Origin of the sequence: Arthrobacter sp. YN, from assembly GCF_002224285.1 — a bacterium.
In the GTDB taxonomy this organism is placed as follows: domain Bacteria; phylum Actinomycetota; class Actinomycetes; order Actinomycetales; family Micrococcaceae; genus Arthrobacter.
This window is the reverse complement of the sequence record NZ_CP022436.1, coordinates 372,534-395,598: the sequence shown is the minus strand read 5'-3', so window position 1 is coordinate 395,598 and position 23,065 is coordinate 372,534. Positions and strand designations below refer to the sequence as shown.

The following is a 23,065-nucleotide window of genomic DNA, read 5'->3' as shown; positions in this document are numbered from 1 at the left end:
GTATGTTACACCCAACTTCCTACATGGTAGCCTTTCTTCTAGCTTGTCTAGCAATATTCAAGTTTCTCTAAGGCACCGGGTGTAGGAGGTAGGCGCAGGATGAACGCGACAGAGATGGTGGTCCTCCTGGACGACGCCGGAACACCCATCGGGGAGGCAGCAAAAGCGGGAGTGCACACACTGGACACGCCCCTTCACTTAGCCTTCTCCTGCTACTTGCTCAACGATGCCGGCGAGGTCCTCCTGACCCGCCGCTCACCTGAAAAGAAGACCTGGCCGGGAGTTTGGACCAACAGTTTCTGCGGCCACCCGGCACCAGGCGAGGAGTTCGAGGACGCTGTGATGCGGCGTGCGCAGTTTGAACTCGGGGTGGACGCCAAGAGGATCGAACTGGTCCTCCCGGATTTCCGCTACAGGGCGGTGGACCCCACGGGCATCGTCGAAAATGAGGTCTGCCCGGTGTTTATGGCCCGGATCAGCGGACCCCTGCAGCCGAATCCAGCCGAGGTAGCTGACTGGGCCTGGATTTCCCCGGCCCTGCTCGAGGATGCCCTGGCACACACGCCGTCCGCTTTCAGCCCGTGGCTCGGCCTGCAGTTCCCCCAGCTCTTGGAAGCGCGGGCGTTGCCTTTACACGAGGGAGTCAAAGCATGACCGTCACGTCCGGATCCCTCCGAAGCCGCACAGACCTCTGTGGCGCCATCGAAAACGAGCTGACCGGACTGATCGGCAAGAGGGCCAGCGCAGCAACCGCCTACGGCCCCAACTTCGCAAGGCTGTGGGGCTTGGCCGGCCAGAACGTGCTGGGGGGCAAGTTTGTCCGCCCCTTGCTGCTCATGGAAACCTACGACGCCCTCCTGCAGCGCGGCTCATCAGGGCCGGAACAAGAAGGCACTGGCCAACGCGAAACCGCCATCAGCATCGCCGCCGCCATCGAACTCCTCCACTACGCCTTCCTCCTGCACGATGACGTGATCGACGGCGACCTCGTCCGCCGCGGGCACCCCAACCTCATCGGTTCCCTCCTCGCAGAAACCGGCGAGCTCCCCCGTCCGGATGGCGGCCTTCACTGGGCCCAAACCGGCGGAATCCTGATGGGCGACATGCTGCTCGCCGCGACCCACCAAGCGTTCGCCCGCGCTGATCTCCCCCACGAACTACGGCTCCGCCTCCTGGACCTCCTGGACCACACCATCAACGAGACCGTGGCCGGCGAGCAACTGGACGTGGGCCTGGGCGACGGCGTCATTGCCCCGGACCTCGAAACCATCCTGGTGATGTGCGGGTATAAAACCGCCACGTACACCTTTGAGCTGCCGTTACGCGCCGCCGCAGCGCTGGCCGGTGCGGACTTCGCCGTCGAGACTGCACTGGCAACCGCCGGCCGGCATCTTGGCCTGGCTTTCCAGCTCCAGGACGACCTCCTGTCCACGTTCGGGGATCCTCGCCGCCACGGCAAGGATCCTTTTTCGGACCTGCGCGAAGGCAAGGAAACGGCCATCATCGCCCATGCGCGGACCACCAGTACGTGGCCGCACATCGCGCCCCTCTTCGGCAGGCCCGGACTCAACGGGGAGGAAGGCGAGCACGTCCGCCGCCACCTCACCGAGTGCGGAGCAGAAGCATTTGTCCAGAGCCTCATCGAGGAACAGATGGCAGCGTTTAATCATCAGCTCACAAGCACCATCCCGCAGGACGCACGGAACGTGCTGCTTGACCTTGCGGGGCAGCTGGAAGGACGGCAATCATGAGCGTCGCCACCGATACCTCTTTCACCCATTTCACCCGGACGGCCGAGCGGGCCGCCAACCAGGTCATCGCCGCCTATTCCACGTCCTTCGGGCTGGCATGCAGGTTGCTGGGCCCCCGGCACCGCCAGCACGTCCGCAACATCTACGCCCTGGTGCGGGTGGCGGATGAGCTCGTGGACGGCGTCACTGCGGAAGCCGGCCTCAGCTACCAGGAACAGTGCGACGCCTTAGCCCACTTCATCGACGAGACCCACCGCGCGGTCAAGCTCGGCTACAGCAGCGATCTCATCATTCATGCCTTTGCCCAGACGGCCAGGACGGCGGGCATCGATGAGACCCTCATCGATCCCTTCTTCGATTCCATGCGAACGGACCTCGGCGAGCGCACGTCAGCGGGCTCTTCTGCGCAGCAGCCGGCACCACTCCGTTTCGATGCAGACGCCCACGATGGCTACGTGCACGGTTCCGCTGAGGTGGTGGGGCTGATGTGCCTGCGCGTCTTCATGCGCGATGAAAACATCGACGACGGCGACGCCGCAGCTTTGCAGTTTGGCGCCAGCAGGTTGGGCGCTGCTTTCCAGAACATCAACTTCCTCCGCGATCTGGCGGACGACACCTCCCGGTTGGGCCGCAACTACCTCGGCACCTCGGACCACATCGAGGAGCATGACCGGGTGGAGTGGGTCAGGACCGTCCGGGCCCAGCTGGCCGACGCCAACGCCGTCATTCCGATGCTGCCACGCGATGCCAGGGCCGCTGTCCGGAGCGCGTTGGCGCTGTTCCAGGCCCTCACGGACCGGATTGAACAGACCACGGTGGACGAGCTGTATCGCTCAAGGGTCCGGGTGCCGGATGCCGTGAAAGCCGGGCTCGCCGCACGCGCCGTCGCCTCAACCTGGATGGAGCTGCACCGATGACGCGGACTGTAGTGATTGGCGGTGGCATCGCTGGGCTTGCCACCGCTGCACTCCTCGCCCACGAAGGCCACGAGGTCCAGCTCCTGGAGCAGCGCGACCAGGTAGGCGGCCGCGCCGGCAGCCTGGAACGGGACGGATTCCGCTTCGACACCGGCCCCTCCTGGTACCTGATGCCCGGAGTCTTCGACCACTTCTTCAAGCTGCTCGGCACCAGCGCGGCGGAACAGCTGGACCTGCGGACGCTCAGTCCCGCGTACCGCATCTTCAGCGAGCCAAACCACGACGGCGTGCGGCCGGACCCGCTGACAGTCCCGCTGGGCAGCGATCAGGTTCTGGAAACCTTCGAGAGCGTAGAGCCCGGCAGCGCCAGGGAACTCACCTCCTACCTCGCGTCCGCGCGTCACACCACTGAAATGGCTGAACGGTTCTTCCTCTACAACCCGTTCACCAGGCTGCAAGGGCTGCTTCATCCGGAAGTACTGCGGAGCCTGCCCAAGCTCGCGCAGCTGCTCCTGACACCGCTGGATAAGTACGTGTCCCAACGGTTCCAGCACCCCGTGCTCCGGCAGGTCCTGGGATACCCGGCGGTGTTCCTTGGCACCAATCCTTCGGATGCTCCCGCCATGTACCACTTGATGAGTGCGCTGGACCTGGGCGACGGCGTCCAGTACCCGATCGGAGGATTCTGGGAGCTCGTGAGGCGGCTGGAGTCGTTGGCGGTGGATGCCGGCGTCAGGATCCACACCGGCGCCAAAGCCTCGAAGATCACCACCCGCGAGGCACCCCGGACCAGGAAGGTGGGCCGCTTCGATGGCGTCAAACTCCCGCCTGCCCTGTCCGGGAAGGATGGCCGTGAAGTCACCGGGGTCAAGTGGCGCGACAACTCGGGCACCGAGCACTACAGCGTTGCGGACCTGGTGGTCTCCGGCGCCGACCTGCACCACACTGAAACCCAACTACTGGGCGTCAGGGACCGGAGCTACAACAGCAAGTACTGGCAGAGCCGCACCAGCGGACCCGGCGCCGTCCTGGTGATGCTGGGCGTCAAGGGTTCCCTGCCGGAACTTCCCCACCACTCCTTGTTCTTCACTCGGGATTGGGAGGCAAATTTTGCAGCCATTTTTGGTGAGGAGACCAGCATCCCGGACCCCGCTTCCATCTATGTCTGCAAACCCAGCGCCACCGACGCCGGGGTCGCGCCACAGGGGCACGAGAACCTTTTTGTCCTGGTTCCCGTTCCGGCCGATCCACAGCTTGGAGCAGGCGGCCCCGACGGCAGCGGCGATGTCCTCATCGAACGGACCGCCGATGCCGCCATCGACCAGATCGCCCAGTGGGCCAACATCCCGGATCTCCGCGACCGTGTGGTGGTCAGGCACACCATCGGACCCGCCGACTTCGTTGATGAGTACAACTCCTGGCGCGGCGGCATGCTGGGACCGGCGCACACGCTGGGACAGAGTGCCATGTTCAGGGCACAGAATGCCTCGAAGCGTGTCCAGGGCCTCTACTACGCCGGCGCCACCACAGCCCCCGGAGTGGGAGTGCCCATGTGCCTCATCAGTGCCGAGCTGGTCTTGAAACGAATCCGCGGCGATCACAGTGCCGGCCCTACCACTGTGAGGCCCGTAGCTAGCAGGATTGGCTGATGGGTGTTCTCTACTTGGTGTCGTTGCTGCTGGGCATCACCTGCATGCTCCTGCTCGACCACCGCTTCCGGTTGTTCTTCTGGCGCGACGCTAAAGCAGCGGCGATCGTCACCGCCGTCGGGGTCCTGTTCCTTCTCGCCTGGGACCTGGCCGGGATCGGTTTGGGAATCTTCCTGAGAGGTGAAGGCACCATCGCCACGGGGCTGTTGATCGCACCGGAGCTGCCCGTCGAGGAACCCGTCTTCCTGCTTTTCCTGGTGCTGTGCACCATGGTCCTGTACACGGGCGCCCGGCGGCTGCTTGGCTGGAGCACGGCCACGCGCAGTGCGAAGCAGCGGGAGAGGGAGAACGCATGACGTACTTGTGGCTCGCCCTCGCGTTCATCGCCGCAGCAGTGATCGCCGGCGTGATCTTCGCCCGGCAAGGCGCCCAGCCCGGGGAGACGGGCAAGCACTGGAAAGCTGTGGGCCTCGCTTTTGCCGCGCTGGCCGTCCTGACCGCGGTGTTCGACTCTGTCATGATCGGGATGGAACTCTTCCACTACGACGCGTCGCACATCCTCGGCCTCAAGGTTGGGCTCGCCCCAATTGAGGACTTTGCGTACCCGCTGGCAGGTGTCGTGGCGCTTCCCGGACTGTGGATGTGGCTGACGCGGAACCGCAAGCGATCCAGTGAAAGCCGGACGGAATCGAGGCTCAAGGGCTTGGTCCCGCAAGCCGTCCTCGCGTCCCGCCCCGTCAGTTGGATCAACACCGCCTACCCGTTCGCGGCGGCAATGCTGCTCACTACCCGTGAGATCGACTGGGTCCTGGTGGTGGGCACCTTCTACTTCCTCATCCCCTACAACCTGGCCATGTACGGGATCAACGACGTCTTCGATTACGAGTCCGACCTGAAGAACCCCCGCAAGGGCGGCATGGAGGGCGCGCTCCTCCAACCCCATCTGCACCGCCCCATGCTGTGGCTCGCGGCCATCACCAATGTGCCGTTCCTGCTGCTGCTGGCGTTTGTGGGCGGACCTGCCGCATGGATCAGCCTGACCGTGAGTGCCTTCGCTGTGGTGGCTTACTCCGTAGCGGGGCTTCGCTTCAAGGAACGCCCGGTCTTGGACTCGTTGACGTCCAGTACCCACTTCGTCAGTCCCGCCGTCGTCGGTTTGACGCTGGCCGGTGCCGAGGTGACGCCTGGTCTCCTGGTTCTGCTGGCGGCATTCTTCCTGTGGGGCATGGCTGCGCACGCCTTCGGCGCCGTCCAGGACATTGAGCCTGACCGGCAGGCCGGCATCGGCTCCATAGCAACAGTGTTCGGTGCCCGCCGGGCGGTGAGGCTCGCCGTCGTGCTCTGGCTTGTTGCGGGTCTCGCGATGCTCGCCACGCCGTGGCCCGGGCCGCTCGCGGCAATCATCGCCGTCCCATACATCGTCAATTGCGCCCCGTATTGGAACGTGACGGATACGACGGCGGCACGCACCAATGTGGCCTGGCGCCGGTTTATTTGGCTCAACTACGGGTCAGGATTCCTGGTGACGCTCATCTTCATCCTGCACTGGAGCCTCACCTCATGACGGGGTGGGTTTCCCCGCGTCTCCAGGAGTTTCAGGCTCTTCATCGATGGTGTCCAGGGCCTCGCGCATGTGCTGCAGGAAGTTCACCACCACCTGTGACTCGTCCGGGTTCAAAGCGCACGCCGCATCCAGCATCCGGCGGTGCATTCCACCCAGGGTGTGCCGTACTTCCTGGTCCGAGCCCGGCGTCGCCTTCAGGATCAGGGCACGCCGGTCCGTCGGATGGGGTTCGCGCCGAATATGGCCCGACTCCACCAAACGGTCAATCAGGGTGGTCATGGACGCCGACGTTATCCCCAGTTTGTCGCCCAAATCCTTCGGCTTCATCACCGTGCCCGAGGCCTCGGCTTCGAACAGATAGCGGAGGGCCAGCAGATCCTTCTCACCCATTCCCATGGACGAACGGGTCCTGCGGCGCATCGCTTGCTCGGAGGCGCGGTAATCGCGCAGGGCGTTCAGCACATCAATGGCAATGGCCTTCTGACCTGGGTCTTTGCCGTACCAATAGCCCTTTGCGTGGCCTTCCGAGTCCATCCGATGGTCCTTTGATAAACGTAAAGCTTGTCTTGCTAGCAATTTGATAGTAAGTCACGGACCTCATGAATGCATGACACCGCACGTCAGCCCAGGAAAGAGGATCAGCATATGAAAACTCAAAACCCGGATCTTTTGCGGCAGATCACGGTCACCGTGAGCTTGGTGATCTGCATCGTTGGTTCGATGATCGGCGTCGGCGTCTTCGGCGGAACCCCGATTGCCCAGGCAGCGGGCGGAGCGTTGGCCGCCGACTCCACGCTCCTCGCCCCCGCAACGCCGGCCTTCTCCATCTGGTCCGTGGTGTACACCGGCCTGGTTGCCTACACGGTGTGGCAGTGGTTGCCGTCCCAACGGGCCCATCCGCGGCAGCGTTCCCTCGGCTGGATCGTATCCGTGTCCATGGTCCTGAACGCCGTGTGGATCCTGTCCGTCCAGGCCGGCTGGCTCTTTGTCAGTGTGTTGGTGATCCTGGCCCTGCTGGTGTCCCTTGTACTGGCGTTCCTGCGGTACAGCCAGAGCCGTGCCACCTCATGGGTTGAGGCTGTTGTGGTGGACGGGACTTTGGGGTTGTACCTCGGCTGGACCAGCGTGGCCGTGTGCGCCAACATCGCCGCCGCTTTGAAGGCCTCCGGGTTCTCAGGGTTCGGGTTGCGGCCCGAGGTCTGGTCAGTGGCAGTCCTGGTAGTGGTGGCCGTTGTGGGCATCGCTCTGGCCATCAAAGGGCACGGCCGCCTCGCCCTCGCAGCCGCCATCGCGTGGGGCCTGGCCTGGATCACCGTCGGCCGCAGCGCCGATTCACCCGAATCGTTCCCGACGGCGGTCGCGGCGGCTATCGCTGCTGCGTTGGTCCTCGGCGCAGCGATCACAGTGAGGACCCGGGTGGTGCTGGCAGCGGCGGGGGCTACCGGGGGCCGGTAAACCCTGCCTTGCTTCGCGCCAGCAGGCGGCAGGGCAGGCGATGCCGGATACTTGCGCGGTTTTCCACATAGGCGATGTCAGGCCTGATATCCGATTCTCCCGACTGGAAGAGTTGGGACATGGAGCGGATTCGGACCAGTCAGGCGGGCAACAACGCGATGGCCTTACCGGTCGATGCCTCGACGCCCTGGGAGTCTGCCCAGCCCGGTGCTACGTTGGCGGGCCTCGCGGCCGTTATTGGTTCCTTGCCCGCGAGCACTACCAGTGGCGAGCTGGTCAACGAGATTCGCGCCCTGGAGGACCTGAAATCCGCGATCACTGCGCGTCAGGCCAGGGCCGCTGTCGCTTTGGATCTGGCTCAGCGCCGGGAGCAGGCCGAAGCAGGCGTTCCCACGGCAGAGCAAGGCCGCGGTGTCGCCGCCCAGGTGGCCCTCGCCCGACGCGAATCGCCGAACCGTGGATCCCGGCTGCTCGGACTTGCGCGGGCGCTTGTCATCGAGATGCCGCACACCATGGCCGCCCTCGAAACAGGTCAGCTCAACGAATGGCGTGCCACACTGTTGGTCAAGGAAACTGCGTGCCTCAGCATTGAAGACCGTGCCGCTGTGGATGAAGAACTGGCACCGGACACGGGCACGTTCAACGGATCCGGTGACAGGGTCATCATCGCGGCTGCGAAGGCCGCAGCCTACCGGAGAGATCCCCGCTCGGTCACCCAGCGGGCCAGTCAGGCCGCCGCAGGACGCAGGGTCAGCCTTCGCCCGGCTCCGGACACCATGACAATCCTCACCGCTCTGCTTCCAGTGGCTCAAGGTGTCGCCGCCTACGCTGCCCTTAGCCGGCACGCAGATTCAGCCCGCTCGACCGGCGACGGCCGAAACCGTGGACAGATCATGGCCGACACCTTGGTGGAACGCGTCACCGGAACACCTGGCGGGGTCGCAGGGATCGACCTCCAACTCGTCATGACCGACCGCACGCTCTTCCAAGGCGACAGCGAACCGGCCCGCCTCCAGGGGTACGGAATCGTCCCCGCTGAATGGGCAAGAGTTCTCCTGACCGACGGGCCCACCGAGCCAGAGGGACAGCGCCAAGAATTCCGAGTGATGATCCGGCGACTTTACACTGCTCCGGGAAGCGGCGAACTCCTGGCCATGGACTCCAAAGCGAGGATCTTCCCCCAACGATTACGGCGCTTCATCGAGGTCCGGGACGACACCTGCCGAACCCCGTACTGCGATGCGCCTATTAGGCATATGGACCACGTGGTCCCTTGGCACAACGGCGGGACCACCACCCTGAACAATGGCGCGGGGCTATGCGAGGCATGCAACCACACCAAGGAAAACCCCGGCTGGAGCGCCAGTGTGCCGCACGGCCAAACGCACACCTTGGAAGTCCGCACCCCTACCGGGCACATCTATCAATCGAAGGCGCCACCTCTGCCTGGGCACGAGGACGCGTCGCCACCTGCTCCGCCGGACGGGCCACCCGCGTCGGAACGTCCCCTGGAACCACAACTGCAGCATGCCCGGCAGACGTAATCCACGACAAAGTCATACACACCCGCGTCGCAACAGCTGCTATGCCGGGCAGGCATCCTTCAATGCTTGAACGGACTCAGCCGGTACTTGGTCGCCGGCGTCGGCGATCTGACGGAGGGGCGTGGTGATATCGGAGGGGACGCCTGCGGCATCGGCGGCTGTCACCAAGCCGGCGAGTACCTGCTTGTCCTCGGCGCCCACCAAGCCGTCTTGGACAACGGCGCAGATCTGCTTGGTCACTTCGTCGGCAGCGGCGGTGGCAACCTTTGATGCGGCCTCACTGGCAGCGTTTCCGGCTGCTTCCTCAACGGCTCCGCAGCCCACGAGCAGCAGCAGAACGGGAACGGCGGACAGGGCTGCAAGTCGACGGGTCATGGGTCCAGCCTAGCAATCCTGCAGCAGAGCCTGCCGCGGCGTGGCTCCGCTGTGCCGGCAGTGCCTGAGGCGACCACCGACACAGCGCAGCAGACCTAGCCTGCAATCAGTTCCTTGACCGGGCCTTCGTGCAGGGCAAGGTAAACGTCGTCCCGGATCTGGTTCGCCTCTGGATCGGTCATTGTCCGCCCAAGGGGACGCATCACCACCCGTATCAGGGCGTTGGCCTGCCCGCGTCTGATGCGGAGCCGGTCCCGCGCCGCCGCCGGAAGCTTCCGGCAGGGAGTCAGCGCCAACAGCTCCACGCTTTCCAGATCCTCAGCCTGCTCCCCCAGAGCCGAACGAACCGTGTCGCCAAGCAGCTCATCGTCCATGTCCTCTGCAACCACTATTGAGATGTCCCTGCTGATGGAAGGCATCCGGGAGACAGCTTTCCACGGCGACAGGTCCAGCATTTGCCGTTGAATCCTCGGGTCCGCAGACCGCAGCAGCCTGATGTCGGGAATGCCCTTGCGAAGCATCAGGGCGCGGTCCAAACCCATCCCCAGCGCAAGGCCGCACCATTTTCCGGGATCAAGGCCCGCGTCCAGGAAAAGCTGCGGTGCCATGAGCCCACACTCCGCGAGTTCCAGCCACTCGCCACCCATCAGAACGTCAAGCTGCAAGCCCTCCGCCGTGTAGGGGTGGGCTTGCCGGAACGGCACGCCACTCAGCGCCCGGGAGTACAGCAGCCACCAAGGCGCTGATCATTTCCTGAAGGTGCCCGCCGTGCAGCTTTTCGGTGGAACTCACACGCCACAAGTCCACCTGGTGGGGCGTGCCCACATGGGTGCGATCAATGGAGTCCCGCCGGTAGACGAGGCCGGGGATCGCCCACAGCTCGTCCACACCCTCGGCTGGATCAATCGCCCGCAAGAGCGTGGGGATGGACGCCGAGGTATGGCTGCGCAGCATGACGGTAGGGCTGACGTAGCGGGAGTATCGCTGGTCGCGGGTAATGTCTGCACCGCTGAACCCCAACCGGTCATAGTTGTCCGCGACGCTGACCAAGGGGCTGTGACGTATGGTTCTGCCGGACACGCTCCACTGCGTCTGAAGCGCGTCCACCACGTCACGCAAGAGTTTCTGCATGGCATGCGGACCATGGTCGGAGTTGGAGAGGTCCCTGATGGTCAAAGCATGGTGTAGCTCGGCAGGGCTTAGATAAACAGGCATTTCTGGTCCTTAAGTTTCGGAGTGATTGGGTTCCTCCCCCGACTCACTCCGGCGCCAGGACCTAGGCGCGCGCCTTAGTGCCCTCGCGACCGGACACCGGTCGGGGGCAAGTAAATCGACGCATGGAGAGCATGGGCCGACTCTACCTCTGTCCGCCGCTAAGGCACAGGCCCCACCGTATGCCCCTTAAGGGGCCGTTTTGTCGGCGTCGGAACCAGGCGTCGGCGATGCAGAAGGCACGACGACGGCGGTCGCCGGAGTGGTCGGGCCGGGTGAAGCTTCCAGAGGCGTACAGGCCACCGAGCCCGCAGAAAGGACAACCGCCCGGCAGACTCAGGTCATCCGCTGATCGGTGAGCCGATATACCGACACGTGGCTGCGGGACTCCGCGGTGAATTCGCTGCGGTCCCAGTCGGCCCACCTGTGTTCCAGCTCGAATCCAGCAATGCGTGCCATGAGGTCAAGTTCACTCGGCCAGATGTATCGGTGGGGTGTCCGCCCGATCCGCGCTTCGCGCCCATCCGAAACGTCGGGGCCGAACCGCACATGGTGCGAGATAACGTGTTGGCGGAGCACGTCATAGGTGTCCACCAAGAGGTATCCGGGCTGGCTCACCTCCACTGTTCCGCCGTGCCCGGGCGGCAGTGAACGCAGTTGCGGCACCCAGAGCTCGACGACGAAGCGGCCGCCGGGAGCCAAGTGCCGGGCAGCGTTCTGGAAGCACCGGATTTGTTCCTCCTGCGTTAGAAGGTTGGCGATGGTGTTGAAGACCAGAAACGCCAGCGTGTAATGGGAACCTAGTGAAACCTGGGACATATCGCCTTGGACCACGGGAATCCGGTCCTCCCCCACCTTGTCACGCAGGCGGGCGATCATGGCGTGGGACAGCTCAATGCCACTGACTGGCACGCCGGCTTCAAGGAGCGGGATGGCCACGCGTCCGGTACCGATGGCAAATTCGACGGCGGGACCTCCCGATGCCAGTTCCGACAAGACCTCCACGGTGGGGCCAAGCACATCCGGTGAGAACATTCCCTCCCCGGGAGTGTCGTACTGCTCCGCTGCGTCGTGGTCCCAGAGCTGTTGCTGGTTGATCATCCTGCCACTATTGCAGCCGACAGCCAGGGAGTTGAAGAGGCGCGGCCCCACCTATGCTTGGGGGATGGGAGAAGAGACTGTGGACCACAAGGCCCTGGCCGTCTGCATGATTGATATCTCGTCCGATATTCGCCGCAAGTCACTCAACGAGACCGGCCTCCGCCCCATTTCGAATGGTGTGCTGGAAATCCTTCGCGTTGTTGAAGGCCACCCCGGTGTCACCGTTGCCGAGGTGGCGGGCAGGCTCGGGCGGCAGCTGAGCAACGTCAGCTCCCAATTGCGCGAGCTCGTAGCTGCCGGCTTGGTCACGCGTGTCAAGGATGCCTCGGACAAGCGCTACGTTTCCCTCCACCCCACGGACGAATCCCGACGGATCAAGGCGCTCCTGGAAGATGGATGGGCTGACGCAATCATCGCGGCGAGCGCCCGCCTGCTCCCGGAAGAACGCGAACAAATCGCGGCCAGCCTCCCGGCGCTGCAGCGGCTGGCTTCGTTCCTTTCAGAACCTGAACACGTCTCCGGGGCCGCCATCACTGCCGGGGCTGGCACGACTCCTCCGGGCCGTAACGAAACCAGTCCGGCAGTGCCGCAGTAAAGGCGTCACGCAGTTCTGGGGCGTTGGTCACGGTCCAGTCCACCCGGCCTTTGACTTCCACCTCGTCTTTGTCCCACTCGAACCAGTTGATCATCTTCAGTTGCGGGAATTCCTGGTGTGTTGTGGGGCTGAAGAGTTGCGTCCACCAGGCTTCCTTGATCTCCATCTCCGATTCACCACCGGAACCCGGTGCGAACAAGGAGGCCGTTTCGGGGATGGCGACCGGTTTGCCATGCTGCGTGCCGTACACGCCGTAGAAATCCGGAAGCAGACTGTCGTCGCCGTTGGCACCCTTGTAGTCGCCGGTGAGCTGATCCGCGAACTTGTCGGGCTCGGGGAGTTCATTTTCACCCCAAGGGTATGTGCTGCCCCAGTGGTACAACGACATGCCAACCCAGTCCACAGCCTCGTCTCCCGGGTAGTAGGGGGCATAAGCGTCGTCGTCCATGGTCAGGGCGCCGTCGCCGCTGGTATCCAGCGCCAGAAATTCGGGTGTGCCTGGTTTGGCTTCGAACTCTCCGCCCGCGAAAGGATATCCGCCGCCGTAATTGGGAGCCCACATCATGGCGGAACCCGGCGCGGTGGAGTGCACCGCCTTGGCCAGCGTTTGGAAAGCTTCTTTGTACTTTTGTGGCTGCTGGGACCAGGCGTACCAGGAGCCGTTCATTTCGTGGGCGAACCTGACAACCACGGGAACGCCGTCGTCGTTGAATTCGGCGAGGTCTTTCGCCAGAGCCGTTGCCGTTTCTTCAGTCACAGTGGAGAGTCCGTCGTGAGGTTCCAGGGTCAGCAGCATCATGTGCCCGTCGGCTCGAATCTGCTCCACTGCCCGCCGGAGGTCGTCTTCGTCCTTGGCTGTGAGGGGAAACCCTGTGAAGGAGACGCTGACTGCAGGCTTGTGGCCAAGGTCCTTGGCGAAGGTGGCCAGCGGTTTGGAATGCCAGTCCAGGTTCACACCGAACAGAGCGCCGGCCTCAGGGGCAAGGGCAGCCCGCGGGAGGACTTCGCAGGTCTTCACACTGGAACCCGGTTGCGCTCTTTGTTCCGCGAGGCCATTGGCAAAGTTCACTCCCGCTATTCCGATTACAGCCAGGCCAATCACGGCCGGGAGCACAAAAGCCCGCCTGAGCTCAGCTCTGTTTGCCTTGCGGGCGTCGCCGCCCTCTTCGGGTTGTTCCCCCACAACAGCCACCAGCCCTCTCCGACCTGCAGTTTCGTTCCATCCTAGGTACGCATCCCTGAACGACGCCACTGGGACGAACGTCACGCCGGACAGGCTTATGCGCGCACCCCAAGATACTTATACTTGTATAAGTATTACTACTTTCAAGAATGGGTGACGCGTGGCATCGCAACTACTGGAGACATCGGGCGGACAAGCCCAAGCAAACACACCAGCCCCACCGGGCGGTAAGGCCAACATCGGCTGGCGGGCTTTGCCCTTCCTGGCTCTGGCCCAATTCATGGTGGTTCTGGACGGCACCATCGTGAACCTGGCACTCCCCCGCCTCCAGCTGGAAATGGGCATCAGTGACTCCACCCGCTCCTGGGTGGTCACTGCGTACGCCCTGGTCTTCGGCGCCTTCCTCTTATTGGGCGGACGGATCTCCGATTTCTGGGGACGGAAGCGGACCTTCATCACGGCCTCGGCAGGCTTCGCGGCGGCATCACTCATCGGCGGCTTGGCCCAGCAGCCCTGGGAACTCATCGGAGCCCGCGCACTCCAGGGCATCTTCGCTGCCCTCCTCGCGCCGGCGGCCTTGGCACTCCTGACGGTGGCCTTCCCCGGCGGCAAGGAGCGCGGCACCGCTTTCGCCATCTTCGGCTCCATCAGCGGTGTGGGTGCAGCTGCGGGAGTGCTGCTGGGCGGATTCCTCACCGAATTTGTATCGTGGCGGTGGTGCTTCTTCGTCAACGTACCCATCGCAATCATCGCGCTGATCGGTGTGTGGATTTTGGTGGGCGAAAGCAAAGCGGGAGGCTCCACCAAATACGACTGGCCCGGCGTCGTTCTTGCCGCTTTGGGTTTGGGCTCCCTGGTCTACGGTTTCGCCAACGCCGAGCACGGCTGGGGTGCAATGGAATCCTGGGGCTTCATTGCGGCAGGTGCGCTGTTGCTGGTACTTTTCGTCGCCGTCGAACGCAAGGTCAAGAACCCGCTTCTTCCGCTGCGCGTCGCCACCGAGCGCAACCGCGCCGCAGCGTTCCTGGCGTCCTTCCTCGCCGGAGCAGTGCTGATCGGTGGCATCCTGTTCATCAACTTCTACCTCCAGATCGTTCTGGGCTTCGCCCCGTTCGCGGCCGGAATCGCGTCCTTGCCCATGACGGTGGTACTGATCATCACGGCGGGCGTTGCTGCGAAAAACCTGCCCCGGTTGGGCGCCAAGGTCCCCAGCGCAGTTGGTCCGGTCTTCATGGCCGCAGCCATGCTGTGGCTCACCCAGGTCACGCCGGATGGGACGTACGCGGTGAACATGCTGCCTGCGTTGATCCTCATGGGCATCGGGCTGGGCCTGGTCTTCGTCCCCATGCAGAACCTGGCCCTCTTCGGTGTGGACAAGGACGACGCCGGGGTGGCGAGCGCCCTGGTCAACGCTTCGCAGCAGATCGGCGGATCGCTGGGCATAGCACTCTTCAGCGCCATCGCGGCTGCTGCCACCGCGGCAGCGACCACGACAACTGCCGGCGGGCCCCTTGCGGCGCTGACCTCGGGCTATTCAATGGTGTTCCTTTGGGCGGCCGGGGTGGCGGTTGTGATAACCCCACTCGCACTTCTCCTGATCAGAATCGACCGCAAGAGCTTCAGCGGGACCAGCGACACCCCGCACGTTCACCTGGGCTGAACGACCGGCGCCGCCACCTGCCTGGGTGGCGGCGCCCATGTCTCCAGGACAGTTCCGAAGGATACTGGGACCATGCACAATCAAGAGCTGCACTATCTGCACGGCTTGGACGAGTTGCTGGCGGACCCCGAATCCCTGACCATGGCGAGGGTAGCGGAATATCTCGCCACAGTTCGCGTGGCAACCGCAAACTGGTTCGGTCGGACCGGCCGCGCCGAACTTTCGGCTTGGATCGACCGTGACGGCACGGGCTGGCGCGTGTGGGACACTGACGAGCGCGCTGGGATCATAGACTTCTCAATACTTCGCACCGAGTCGGAAACAGAGGCGCTCGGCAGCTTTCTCCGCCGGGCGCGCCATCACTTCGATCAAAACAAAATGGCGGTCCGGCGCATCCCGTGACGAGGTCCGCCGGCCGCAGCCGCAGAACGGAATTTCAGATCACGACGGCGGATATCCCGCGTCATTATTGACATGACATAAGTCACATTCTGTAAGCTAATTTCAAAGTCAGGCAAACGGCTTCCTTCGCCCTACCCGGGGAGGTCCCCCATGGCCCCGAATTCACTCAAGGCCGAGAATCTCATGGCCCATGGCGTCGCGCTCTCGGCGGCCACCATCGCCAGGCGACGGGCAGCCGCTCAACACGGCAACCATGGCGTGGCCAACAAACCCGACGCCCTCCTCGGAGCAATAGCCGTTCGGCAGTTGTTCCACCGCTGGCCGTTGGTGCCGTCGCGGGAGCTGGAACGCATCCGCCACGTACTGGTCCATTGCGACCAACTCGGATCACCCGACACTCATCACTTATCCGAACCAGCGCAGGCCCTGCTGGATTTGATCAACTGCGAGCTGGAGCGTCGACGTCTGCTGGCGAAACAAGCAACGGGAAAGTCGCCGGCAGGCGACGCAGTGGTGGCAGGACAGACATCAGTCGCCCCCGACAAAGACGTCGCCTAACGCCGGCTGGCCCTTGGCGTTGGCGCCCATGGAAGCCTGAAGCTCCCGGAGTTCCGCCAGGACGGCTGAACAGTGGGTGCATTGATCCGTGTGCCGCCTTATTTTGGCCTGCGCATTTCCGCTCAAACCGTTGCGGACATACCTGCCGAAATGCCTCAGATAGGGTGCACAGGACTGAATGGTGGGCTCGCCCACATGTTTCTGCAGGTACATTTGCCGGAGCCCCTCGCGTGCACGCATGGCCAAGGCGGACAGGGCGTTCGGGGTCAACCCCAGCAACGGGCCGGCTTGTGCCGGCTTGAGGCCCTCAACGTCCACATACCAGAGCACATCCTGCCAGCGCCTGGGAAGTTCACGGAAGGCGTGCACCAAAATGATGGTCTCGTGGGTCCCCAGGACGTGATCGTCGCCGGCAAAGGCCCGGGCAGCCACCGTGCTGGAGTCAGCGAGGACCAGCCGGGCGGACATCTGGTTCTTTCGGTGGGCCATCCTGCGTATGGTGGTCAGGAGATAGGGCCGGAACGACTCCACAGGACCCCTGCCCTCGATGATCGCTTGGAAGACGGCGGCAAACGCTTCACCCACTATGTCTGCGGCGTCACTTGGGTTGTCTGATTCCGCGCGGGCCACGAAACCTCCCACCCGCCGGTACCGGATGAACAGCTCGCCGAAGGCGGCAACATCACCTCCCCGCACCATCGCCAGCAGCTGTTGGTCGCTCAGTGGTTCTGCAGGAGCGGGGTCACCGCGGTTTGGGCAGGGCATTGTTTGGACTGACATAACAGGCCTTTCAAGGGATGGACAAGCCGCGACGGAGCTGCCGGGATTGACGTGATGCGGCCGTGTTGTGGGCGCAGTCAGGGAAGGCCCCGCCCAATGGGCTGTGACATGCATCGGACGGGGCCGCGTGAAAGGTGTTGGGACGTTCCTGCGGGGGTGGTTGCTACGGGATGGACGCCACGACGTCGATCTCCACCAGGAAGTCACCCAGGAAAGAACCCACGGTGGTCCGCGCCGGGTATGGGGCTACGACGTACTTTTCGTAGATGGCGTTGAAGCCGTCAAAGTCGCGACGAGGGTGGTGCAGGTGGACAGTGGCCTTGATCACGTGGGAGAAGTCCAGTCCGTGCGCGCCCAGGACGTGACCCAGGTTCTCCATGGCCTGGATGGTCTGTTCCTCGATGGTGATCCCCACGCGCTCGTCCGTGATGGGATCATGCGGCGTCTGGCCGGCGGTGTACAGGAGCCCGTTGGCCACAATTGCCTGGGAGTAAGGGCCGGCCGGGCTTGGTGCCAGGTCCGTGGCGACTTGGAGACGGGTCATGATGGTGATGCCTTTCGTGGTGCTGAAGGAACGTTGTTGCTTACAAAACTTTGGAGAGGAACGCCTTGGTGCGTTCGTGCCGGGGGCTGCCCAACACTTGCTCGGGCGGGCCGCTTTCCACCACGACGCCGCCGTCCATGAACACCACTTGATCGGCTACCTGTCGGGCGAAGCCAAGCTCGTGCGTGACCACCACCATGGTCATTCCGGCCTCCGCCAGGGATTTCATGACGTCCAGGACTTCGCCCACCAACTCGGGGTCAAGCGCGGACGTGGGCTCGTCGAAGAGCATCAGTTTTGGCTTCATGGCCAGCGCCCTGGCAATCGCGATCCGCTGCTGCTGCCCGCCGGAAAGCTCCTGCGGATAGGAGTGTCCGCGGTTGCCCAAACCAACACGGTCCAACAGGGCCTGCGCTTCCACCACCACCTCACGGCGGGGCCGCCCAAGGACATGCACCGGTGCTTCGATGATGTTCTCCAGTACGGTCATATGCGGGAAGAGGTTGAAACGCTGGAACACCATGCCCGCGTTGAGCCGTGACCGGGCAGTTTGGCGCTCCTTCATCTCGTAGAGCTTCCCGTTGCGCTCGGTGTAGCCCACCAAGTGCTCGTCGACGTAGAGCCTGCCGGCATCAACTTTTTCAAGGTGGTTGATGCACCGCAGGAACGTGGTCTTGCCGGAACCGGACGGGCCAATCAGGCAGGTCACGGATCCCTTTTCAACCCTGAGGTCAATGCCTTTCAGGATTTCGATAACACCGAAGTTCTTCCGGACTCCCCGGGCTTCCACCATGGCAGTAGTCATCATGCTGTCCTTGTCTTGGGCTTGCGGGTCCGTCGCGGTGCTGAGTCGAAACCGCGGCCGTACCTGCGTTCGAGTTTGTTTTGGAAGAAGCTCAGGACGGTGGTCATGAGCAGGTACCAGACGCTGGCAACGATCAACAGCGGAATGGTTTGGTAGTTGTTCGCATAGATGATCTGCGCCGAGTAGAGCAGGTCCGAGATCGCCAGGACGCTCACCAGGGACGTGCCCTTCAGCATGGAGATGACCTGGTTGCCGGTGGGCGGCAGCACCACCCTCATGGCCTGCGGCAGGATCACCCGGTTCATGAGCTTTCCGCCGCTCATACCCAAAGCGCGGGCGGCGTCGTACTGGCCCTTGTCCACGGAACCGATGCCGCCGCGGATGATCTCCGCCATGTAGGCGGCCTCGTTCAAGGACAACCCCAGCAGGGCTGCCCCCAACGGGGAAATCAGGACGTTCGCGGAGCCCAGGACCACGGACGGTCCACCGAACGGAAGCCCGAAGGCAATGACCGGGTAGAGGGCCGCAATGTTGTACCAAAAGATCAACTGGACCAGCAGTGGCGTGCCCCGGAAGAACCAGATGTAGCCGCGGCTGATGGTGCTCAGGATGGGGTTCTCGGAGAGCCGCATGATGGCGAGCAGCGTACCCAGCGCTATGCCGACCGTCATGGACACCACCGTCAGCAGGATGGTCAGCCCGGCACCGGCCAGGATTTGCGGAGCGAACAGGTAGGACGCCACCACGTCCCACCGGTACCGTTCGTTCACGGCCACATCCCACGCGGCGCTGAGCGCCACCAGGATGAGAACCACTGCCAGGACCAAACGGACCGGATGCTTCAGTGGCACCACGGGAATCGAATCACTCGAACCCGCTGTAACCGGCTCCTTGGTATCGGGAACTGAGGGTTGCTTTTGCATGGTTGTCACCTTTTACTGGGCGAAGTTGACGCGGGCTTCGGTGATGGCGCTGGTCTCCAGCCCGTATTTCCCGAGGACCTTGGTGTAGGACTCACTCTTGATCACGGCATCCAGGGCGGCGGAGACGGATTTCACCAGGCCGGATTCCTTGGGCATGCCCACCCCTACAGGAGCGAATTCATACGTCCGGGCAATCTCGATCTGCGGGTTTTGGGTGGCAGCGAAGTTCAGGATGGGCGAATCGGCCAGGACCGTGTCCAGGCGTCCGCTGGTCAGCGCGGAGATCGCCTGCCGGGTGTCCTGGAATTCGCTCTTCTGGATGGCGTTCTTGCCGGCTGCAGCGCAGGCAGCATCGTAGTCAGGAACGTTCACGGTCAGCTGGTAGGAACCAGTGAGCAGCCCTACCTTCTTGCCGCAGAGCGCGGTTTCATCCTTGATGCCTGCCGGGTTGCCCTGGGGTACGGCGATCGCGTTGCCGATCTGCATGTAGTCAACAAAGTCCAGGACTTCCATGCGCTTCTCCGTGGGGGTCATGGAGGACACAGTCATGTCGTAGCGGTTGGCCGCCAGGCCGGGAATGATGGAGTCGAAGTTGGCCACCTGGATGTCCACTGTGACACCCAGTGCCTCGCCGATGAGACGGGCCACGTCCGGGTTGGTTCCGGTCATTTCCTGCGTGCCTTCACGGTAGAACTGCGTCGGCTGCTCGTTGGTGGGGATGGCCACGCGCAGTACCTTGGACGCCTTGATGGACTCCGGCAGAAGCTCGACGGCGGCCTGGTTGACTTCCAGCGCGGGCACGCCGGTGCCTCCTGCGGCGGCACCGCCGGACGGGCCCGACGTCGATGCGTTGCCGGTGGGGCTGCAAGCCGTCACCGCCAGCATGAGCGCTGCCGTCAGGACGACGGCAGGTAAGGCACGTTTGGTTCGCTGAGTGGCTGAGACATTGTTCATTTAGGGAGTCCTCATTTGTGCAAGGCCCATGGGGGCGGCCTTGGGATACTGGTGGGTTGGGTGCGGGCGAAGGCTTCGTTGCGGTGCCGGATCAAGTCCCGGCCTTCCGTCCGCAGTTCTTCGATGCTTGACACTCCGAGGAGCATCATGGTGCGGGTCATTTCGGATCGGAACATTTTCAGGACGTGCGCCACGCCGGCTTCGCCGGCTGCGGCCAGTCCGTAAAGGTAGGGGCGCCCAATGGAGCAGGCATCCGCGCCCAGCGCCAGTGCTTTGACCACGTCGGAACCGCGGCGGATGCCGCCGTCGACGATGATTTCCAACTGGCCGGCGGCCCTGTCCACAATGTCCGGCAGGACATCCAAGGGAGCGGCCATGTGGTCCAGTTGCCGTCCGCCATGGTTGCTGACCTGGATGGCGTCGATGCCCAGCGCAACGGCCAGCGCGACGTCGTTCGGGTTGACGACGCCCTTGAGGATGATCGGTCCGTTCCAGCGCGCCCGCAGATCCTGGATGTCATCCCAATCCGTGGGCTCATAGGACCCGGCCAGCAGCGTGCGCCACATGTCCGGGGAACTGGCCAGCGGGCCTTCCGGAACCTCGGCATCCAGGTTGGGGAAAGCAATGGCGTCGTTGGCCAGGAACCCCAAGGCCCAGGCGGGGTGCAGCATGCCCTCCACCACCGTCTTGGGCTTGATGGACGGGGGTGCGGTGAACCCGTTGCGGTAGTCGCGCTCGCGGTGGCCGATGGCCCGGCAATCAACGTTGACCAGCAGTGCTTCGTAGCCGGCGTTGGACACCCGGTCCAGGACGGCTTGCAGCAGGCCCTTGTCCGGGGTGGGTTCCAGGTTGAACCACCGGCGGAGTCCCGGCGCGGCAGCGCTGACATCTTCCATGGTAGTGGTGCTGAGGTGGGCCAGTCCGTAGGGAATTCCCTCAGCGAGCGCTGCCCGGGCCACGGCGGACTCTCCCTCCGGATGGAACAGCCGGGTACCGCCTGTGGGCGAGAGGGTCACCGGCATGGAAGCCGGGCCGCCCAGGAGGGTTGAACTGAGGTCGAAGTTCTCCAGCGATCCCCACTTGGGGAGGAAGGACCAGTCTTCGAACGACGACTGGTTGCGGCGGAGTGAGACCTCGTCCTCGCCTCCACCTTCGATGTACTCGAAGATGCTCTTGGGCAGGCGCCTGGCTGCCAGCTTGCGCATGTCTTCCACGCTGTAGCACTTCCGGGACAGCCGTTCCGCGACGGATCGGGCTGGTCCCTGCACCGAGGCGAGCGCCTTGATGTCCTTGAGTTTCATGGGGTTGGTCCTCTGCGTTACTGCTGGGTTACCCGCCCAGCTCCTTTCCCAATAGTGACGCAGATCTCTCCCGTGCTATATGTGAATTCCTCCACAAGATGCATATTGGCCTTGTGATAACGTCCAGCTATGGACGTAGCCCAGCAGCCAGGGATCCAGCAATCAGCCGTGCGGTTGTCCGACTGCATCCAGTTGATGCAAGCGGACCTGGTGCACGCCAACCCCACGCCGGAGAACCTGGGACACCCTGTCTCGGACGTGTTGATGTACGATCCCCTGGACCACTGGTCCAGCGTGGATGACCGCATCATCCTGGCCGTCGGATGCACCTACGGCTCACCGGATTTTGATCAACTCCTCCACAGGGCAGCAAACAGCAACGCCGCCGCGGTGATCGTGAAAGCGCATGGCGCCAAGATGGAGCAGCTGCGTTCGGCAGCGGTGGGATACAGCTTGTCCGTGCTGGTGGCGCCGGACGACGCCGACTGGACACGGCTGGTGGCACTGGCCAGGGCCTCAGTCATGGGCGCAGCGGCCGACTCGGTGGCCGGGGTCCGCTTGGGAGACCTTTACGCTTTCGCCAACGCCGCGGCCTCCATCACCAACGGCGCCGCGAGTATCGTGGATCCGCTGGGACGGATTCTTGGTTATTCCACCTTGCCCGGCCAGCCCATCGATGAGCTCCGGCGCATCACCACGCTCACCCTGGAGGAAACCACGCCGCCGGCTTTCGACCAGGATTTCAAGATCGTCTACGCCGCCCCGGGAGCGGTGCTGGTGCCAGCGCCCGACGACGGCATGGCCCGCCTTGCGTTGGCCGTCCGGGCCGGGGGTGAGCTGCTCGGTTCCATCTGGATCATCGATCCCGGCGAGGAAAACCGGGCTGCGGCACTGAATGCACTGGACCGGATGGCACCGTTGGCCGGTTTGCACATGCTGCATGCCCGCTCTGCCTCGGACTTCGGGGAGCGTCGCAATGCGGACCTCATCCGGACGCTGATGGACGACACCCCGCATGCATCGTTCGCTGCCGCCCAACTGGGGCTGGACACCGCCAACGGCTTGGCCGTGGCCGCTTTCTCGATCGTCCGCCCGGAGACCGGAAGCCTGGAATCAGTGCGGGACATCCATCGGCTGCTGCACTTGGTGACCACGGTCTGCAACGTGCAGTTCGGCACCGGCCACAGCGCATTGCTCGGCTCAGTGGTCTACGCGCTCCTGCCCTGCAAGGGGACCTCGCCGCGGGCCTTGCATGGGCGGATCATCCAGGAAATTGAGGCGTATTCACACACCATCAGCTCGTTCCCGGTCATCGCCACCGTGGGGGGCATTGCCGAAGGCATTGAGGGCCTTCCCCGATCCCGGTCCGAGGCCGTCCAGACGCTGAACCACCTGCTGAACCTGCAGGTGCGCGCCGGAAAGACAGCCGGCACCGGAAAGACACCGGGAGTCGCCCTCTATGAGGACTTCCAGATTCCGTTGAACCTGCTGAAGATCGGGGCATTCATTGAGGAGAACGGACTGGGTGGCACGGACGAAATCGCCAGAATCCAGGCCCGGGACGCCGAGCAGCAAACGGATTATCTGGACACCCTCCGCGCCTATCTTGCGAGCAACGGAAATATTTCGGCCATGGCCGCCCAGCTCCATGTCCACAACAACACGGTCCGCTACCGCGTGACCCGCCTGGCCGAGGACTTCAACCTGGACCTGGCGGATCCGCAGAAACGGCTGTGGTTGTGGCTGCGCCTGACCACCATGGACCTTGCCTCCACGTAACTCCCGGCTCCAG

Annotated in this window: 25 protein-coding genes; 13 read left to right on the top strand and 12 right to left on the bottom strand. The window is 63.7% G+C overall.

Annotated features, from left to right (window positions below):
- Positions 1-99: 99 nt before the first annotated feature.
- Genes idi through CGK93_RS01845 form a run of 6 tightly spaced genes read left to right on the top strand, consistent with a single transcriptional unit; the run spans position 100 to position 5,881 of the window.
- Complete coding sequence (gene idi / locus CGK93_RS01870) at positions 100-654, top strand: isopentenyl-diphosphate Delta-isomerase (RefSeq protein WP_089593353.1); 555 nt, start codon at positions 100-102, stop codon at positions 652-654.
- Positions 651-1,751, top strand: a complete 1,101-nt coding sequence (locus tag CGK93_RS01865) for a polyprenyl synthetase family protein (RefSeq protein WP_089593352.1) — start codon at positions 651-653, stop codon at positions 1,749-1,751. Before idi ends, CGK93_RS01865 begins: the two co-directional genes overlap by 4 nt.
- Positions 1,748-2,668, top strand: coding sequence for a phytoene/squalene synthase family protein (locus CGK93_RS01860; protein WP_089593351.1), 921 nt, complete (start codon positions 1,748-1,750; stop codon positions 2,666-2,668). The genes CGK93_RS01865 and CGK93_RS01860 overlap by 4 nt, the downstream gene beginning before the upstream one ends.
- Positions 2,665-4,317, top strand: a complete 1,653-nt coding sequence (crtI, locus tag CGK93_RS01855; RefSeq protein WP_089593350.1) for a phytoene desaturase family protein — start codon at positions 2,665-2,667, stop codon at positions 4,315-4,317. Before CGK93_RS01860 ends, crtI begins: the two co-directional genes overlap by 4 nt.
- Positions 4,317-4,673, top strand: a complete 357-nt coding sequence (locus CGK93_RS01850) for a lycopene cyclase domain-containing protein (RefSeq protein WP_089593349.1) — start codon at positions 4,317-4,319, stop codon at positions 4,671-4,673. The genes crtI and CGK93_RS01850 overlap by 1 nt, the downstream gene beginning before the upstream one ends.
- A complete protein-coding gene (locus tag CGK93_RS01845) occupies positions 4,670-5,881 on the top strand; it encodes a prenyltransferase (protein WP_089593348.1) in 1,212 nt (403 codons plus the stop codon). The genes CGK93_RS01850 and CGK93_RS01845 overlap by 4 nt, the downstream gene beginning before the upstream one ends.
- Here the strand turns inward: CGK93_RS01845 and CGK93_RS01840 are convergent.
- Complete coding sequence (locus tag CGK93_RS01840; RefSeq protein ID WP_198318327.1) at positions 5,876-6,415, bottom strand: MarR family winged helix-turn-helix transcriptional regulator; 540 nt, start codon at positions 6,413-6,415, stop codon at positions 5,876-5,878. The two genes, CGK93_RS01845 and CGK93_RS01840, sit on opposite strands and share 6 nt — an antisense overlap.
- 111 nt (positions 6,416-6,526) lie before the next feature.
- On the opposite strand from CGK93_RS01840, the gene CGK93_RS01835 reads away from it, so the two are divergent.
- Entirely contained in the window at positions 6,527-7,336 is an 810-nt protein-coding gene (locus CGK93_RS01835; protein ID WP_089593346.1) for a tryptophan-rich sensory protein, read from the top strand.
- A gap of 119 nt (positions 7,337-7,455) precedes the next feature.
- Positions 7,456-8,880, top strand: coding sequence for an HNH endonuclease (locus CGK93_RS01830; protein WP_089593345.1), 1,425 nt, complete (start codon positions 7,456-7,458; stop codon positions 8,878-8,880).
- 39 nt (positions 8,881-8,919) lie between these two features.
- Here CGK93_RS01830 and CGK93_RS01825 read toward each other — a convergent pair whose 3' ends face one another.
- From CGK93_RS01825 to CGK93_RS01815, 4 genes are all read right to left on the bottom strand, one after another.
- Positions 8,920-9,255, bottom strand: a complete 336-nt coding sequence (locus CGK93_RS01825) for a hypothetical protein (RefSeq protein ID WP_089593344.1) — start codon at positions 9,253-9,255, stop codon at positions 8,920-8,922.
- A gap of 95 nt (positions 9,256-9,350) precedes the next feature.
- Positions 9,351-9,920, bottom strand: coding sequence for a tRNA ligase subunit PheS family protein (locus tag CGK93_RS24345; protein ID WP_269768466.1), 570 nt, complete (start codon positions 9,918-9,920; stop codon positions 9,351-9,353).
- On the bottom strand, positions 9,910-10,470 hold the full coding sequence (locus CGK93_RS24340; RefSeq protein WP_269768465.1) for a tRNA ligase subunit PheS family protein: 561 nt from the start codon (positions 10,468-10,470) through the stop codon (positions 9,910-9,912). The genes CGK93_RS24345 and CGK93_RS24340 overlap by 11 nt, the downstream gene beginning before the upstream one ends.
- A gap of 333 nt (positions 10,471-10,803) precedes the next feature.
- Positions 10,804-11,568, bottom strand: coding sequence for a class I SAM-dependent DNA methyltransferase (locus CGK93_RS01815; protein ID WP_089593343.1), 765 nt, complete (start codon positions 11,566-11,568; stop codon positions 10,804-10,806).
- 64 nt (positions 11,569-11,632) lie between these two features.
- Here CGK93_RS01815 and CGK93_RS01810 point away from each other — a divergent pair, with 64 nt between their 5' ends.
- Positions 11,633-12,163 (top strand): MarR family winged helix-turn-helix transcriptional regulator, encoded by a 531-nt coding sequence (locus tag CGK93_RS01810; protein ID WP_089593342.1) that lies wholly within the window; start codon positions 11,633-11,635, stop codon positions 12,161-12,163.
- Here CGK93_RS01810 and CGK93_RS01805 read toward each other — a convergent pair.
- A complete protein-coding gene (locus CGK93_RS01805) occupies positions 12,099-13,430 on the bottom strand; it encodes a glycoside hydrolase family 26 protein (RefSeq protein WP_232481514.1) in 1,332 nt (443 codons plus the stop codon). The genes CGK93_RS01810 and CGK93_RS01805 overlap by 65 nt on opposite strands.
- 76 nt (positions 13,431-13,506) lie before the next feature.
- Between CGK93_RS01805 and CGK93_RS01800 the strand changes: the two genes are divergently transcribed.
- The 3 genes from CGK93_RS01800 to CGK93_RS01790 all read left to right on the top strand — a co-directional run bounded on the left by CGK93_RS01800 (position 13,507) and on the right by CGK93_RS01790 (position 15,966).
- Positions 13,507-15,006, top strand: a complete 1,500-nt coding sequence (locus CGK93_RS01800; RefSeq protein ID WP_089593341.1) for an MFS transporter — start codon at positions 13,507-13,509, stop codon at positions 15,004-15,006.
- Between the two features lie 72 nt (positions 15,007-15,078).
- Positions 15,079-15,408 carry a hypothetical protein gene (locus tag CGK93_RS01795; protein WP_089593340.1) on the top strand — a complete coding sequence of 110 codons (330 nt, stop codon included), beginning with the start codon at positions 15,079-15,081 and terminating at the stop codon, positions 15,406-15,408.
- A gap of 150 nt (positions 15,409-15,558) precedes the next feature.
- Entirely contained in the window at positions 15,559-15,966 is a 408-nt protein-coding gene (locus CGK93_RS01790; RefSeq protein WP_232481513.1) for a hypothetical protein, read from the top strand.
- On the opposite strand, the gene CGK93_RS01785 is transcribed toward CGK93_RS01790, so the two are convergent.
- From CGK93_RS01785 to CGK93_RS01760, 6 genes are all read right to left on the bottom strand, one after another.
- Positions 15,937-16,746: an RNA polymerase sigma factor gene (locus CGK93_RS01785; RefSeq protein ID WP_157731565.1), complete on the bottom strand. Its 810-nt coding sequence runs from the start codon at positions 16,744-16,746 to the stop codon at positions 15,937-15,939. The two genes, CGK93_RS01790 and CGK93_RS01785, sit on opposite strands and share 30 nt — an antisense overlap.
- A gap of 163 nt (positions 16,747-16,909) precedes the next feature.
- On the bottom strand, positions 16,910-17,290 hold the full coding sequence (locus CGK93_RS01780; RefSeq protein ID WP_089593338.1) for a RidA family protein: 381 nt from the start codon (positions 17,288-17,290) through the stop codon (positions 16,910-16,912).
- 40 nt (positions 17,291-17,330) lie between these two features.
- Positions 17,331-18,095 carry an amino acid ABC transporter ATP-binding protein gene (locus CGK93_RS01775; RefSeq protein WP_089593337.1) on the bottom strand — a complete coding sequence of 255 codons (765 nt, stop codon included), beginning with the start codon at positions 18,093-18,095 and terminating at the stop codon, positions 17,331-17,333.
- Positions 18,095-19,018, bottom strand: a complete 924-nt coding sequence (locus CGK93_RS01770; RefSeq protein WP_089593336.1) for an amino acid ABC transporter permease — start codon at positions 19,016-19,018, stop codon at positions 18,095-18,097. The genes CGK93_RS01775 and CGK93_RS01770 overlap by 1 nt, the downstream gene beginning before the upstream one ends.
- Before the next feature lie 12 nt (positions 19,019-19,030).
- Positions 19,031-19,972 (bottom strand): transporter substrate-binding domain-containing protein, encoded by a 942-nt coding sequence (locus CGK93_RS01765; protein ID WP_198318325.1) that lies wholly within the window; start codon positions 19,970-19,972, stop codon positions 19,031-19,033.
- Positions 19,973-19,983: 11 nt separating this feature from the next.
- Positions 19,984-21,273, bottom strand: coding sequence for an alpha-hydroxy acid oxidase (locus CGK93_RS01760; RefSeq protein WP_198318324.1), 1,290 nt, complete (start codon positions 21,271-21,273; stop codon positions 19,984-19,986).
- 129 nt (positions 21,274-21,402) lie between these two features.
- Between CGK93_RS01760 and CGK93_RS01755 the strand changes: the two genes are divergently transcribed.
- On the top strand, positions 21,403-23,052 hold the full coding sequence (locus tag CGK93_RS01755; protein WP_089593335.1) for a PucR family transcriptional regulator: 1,650 nt from the start codon (positions 21,403-21,405) through the stop codon (positions 23,050-23,052).
- Positions 23,053-23,065: the final 13 nt, after the last annotated feature.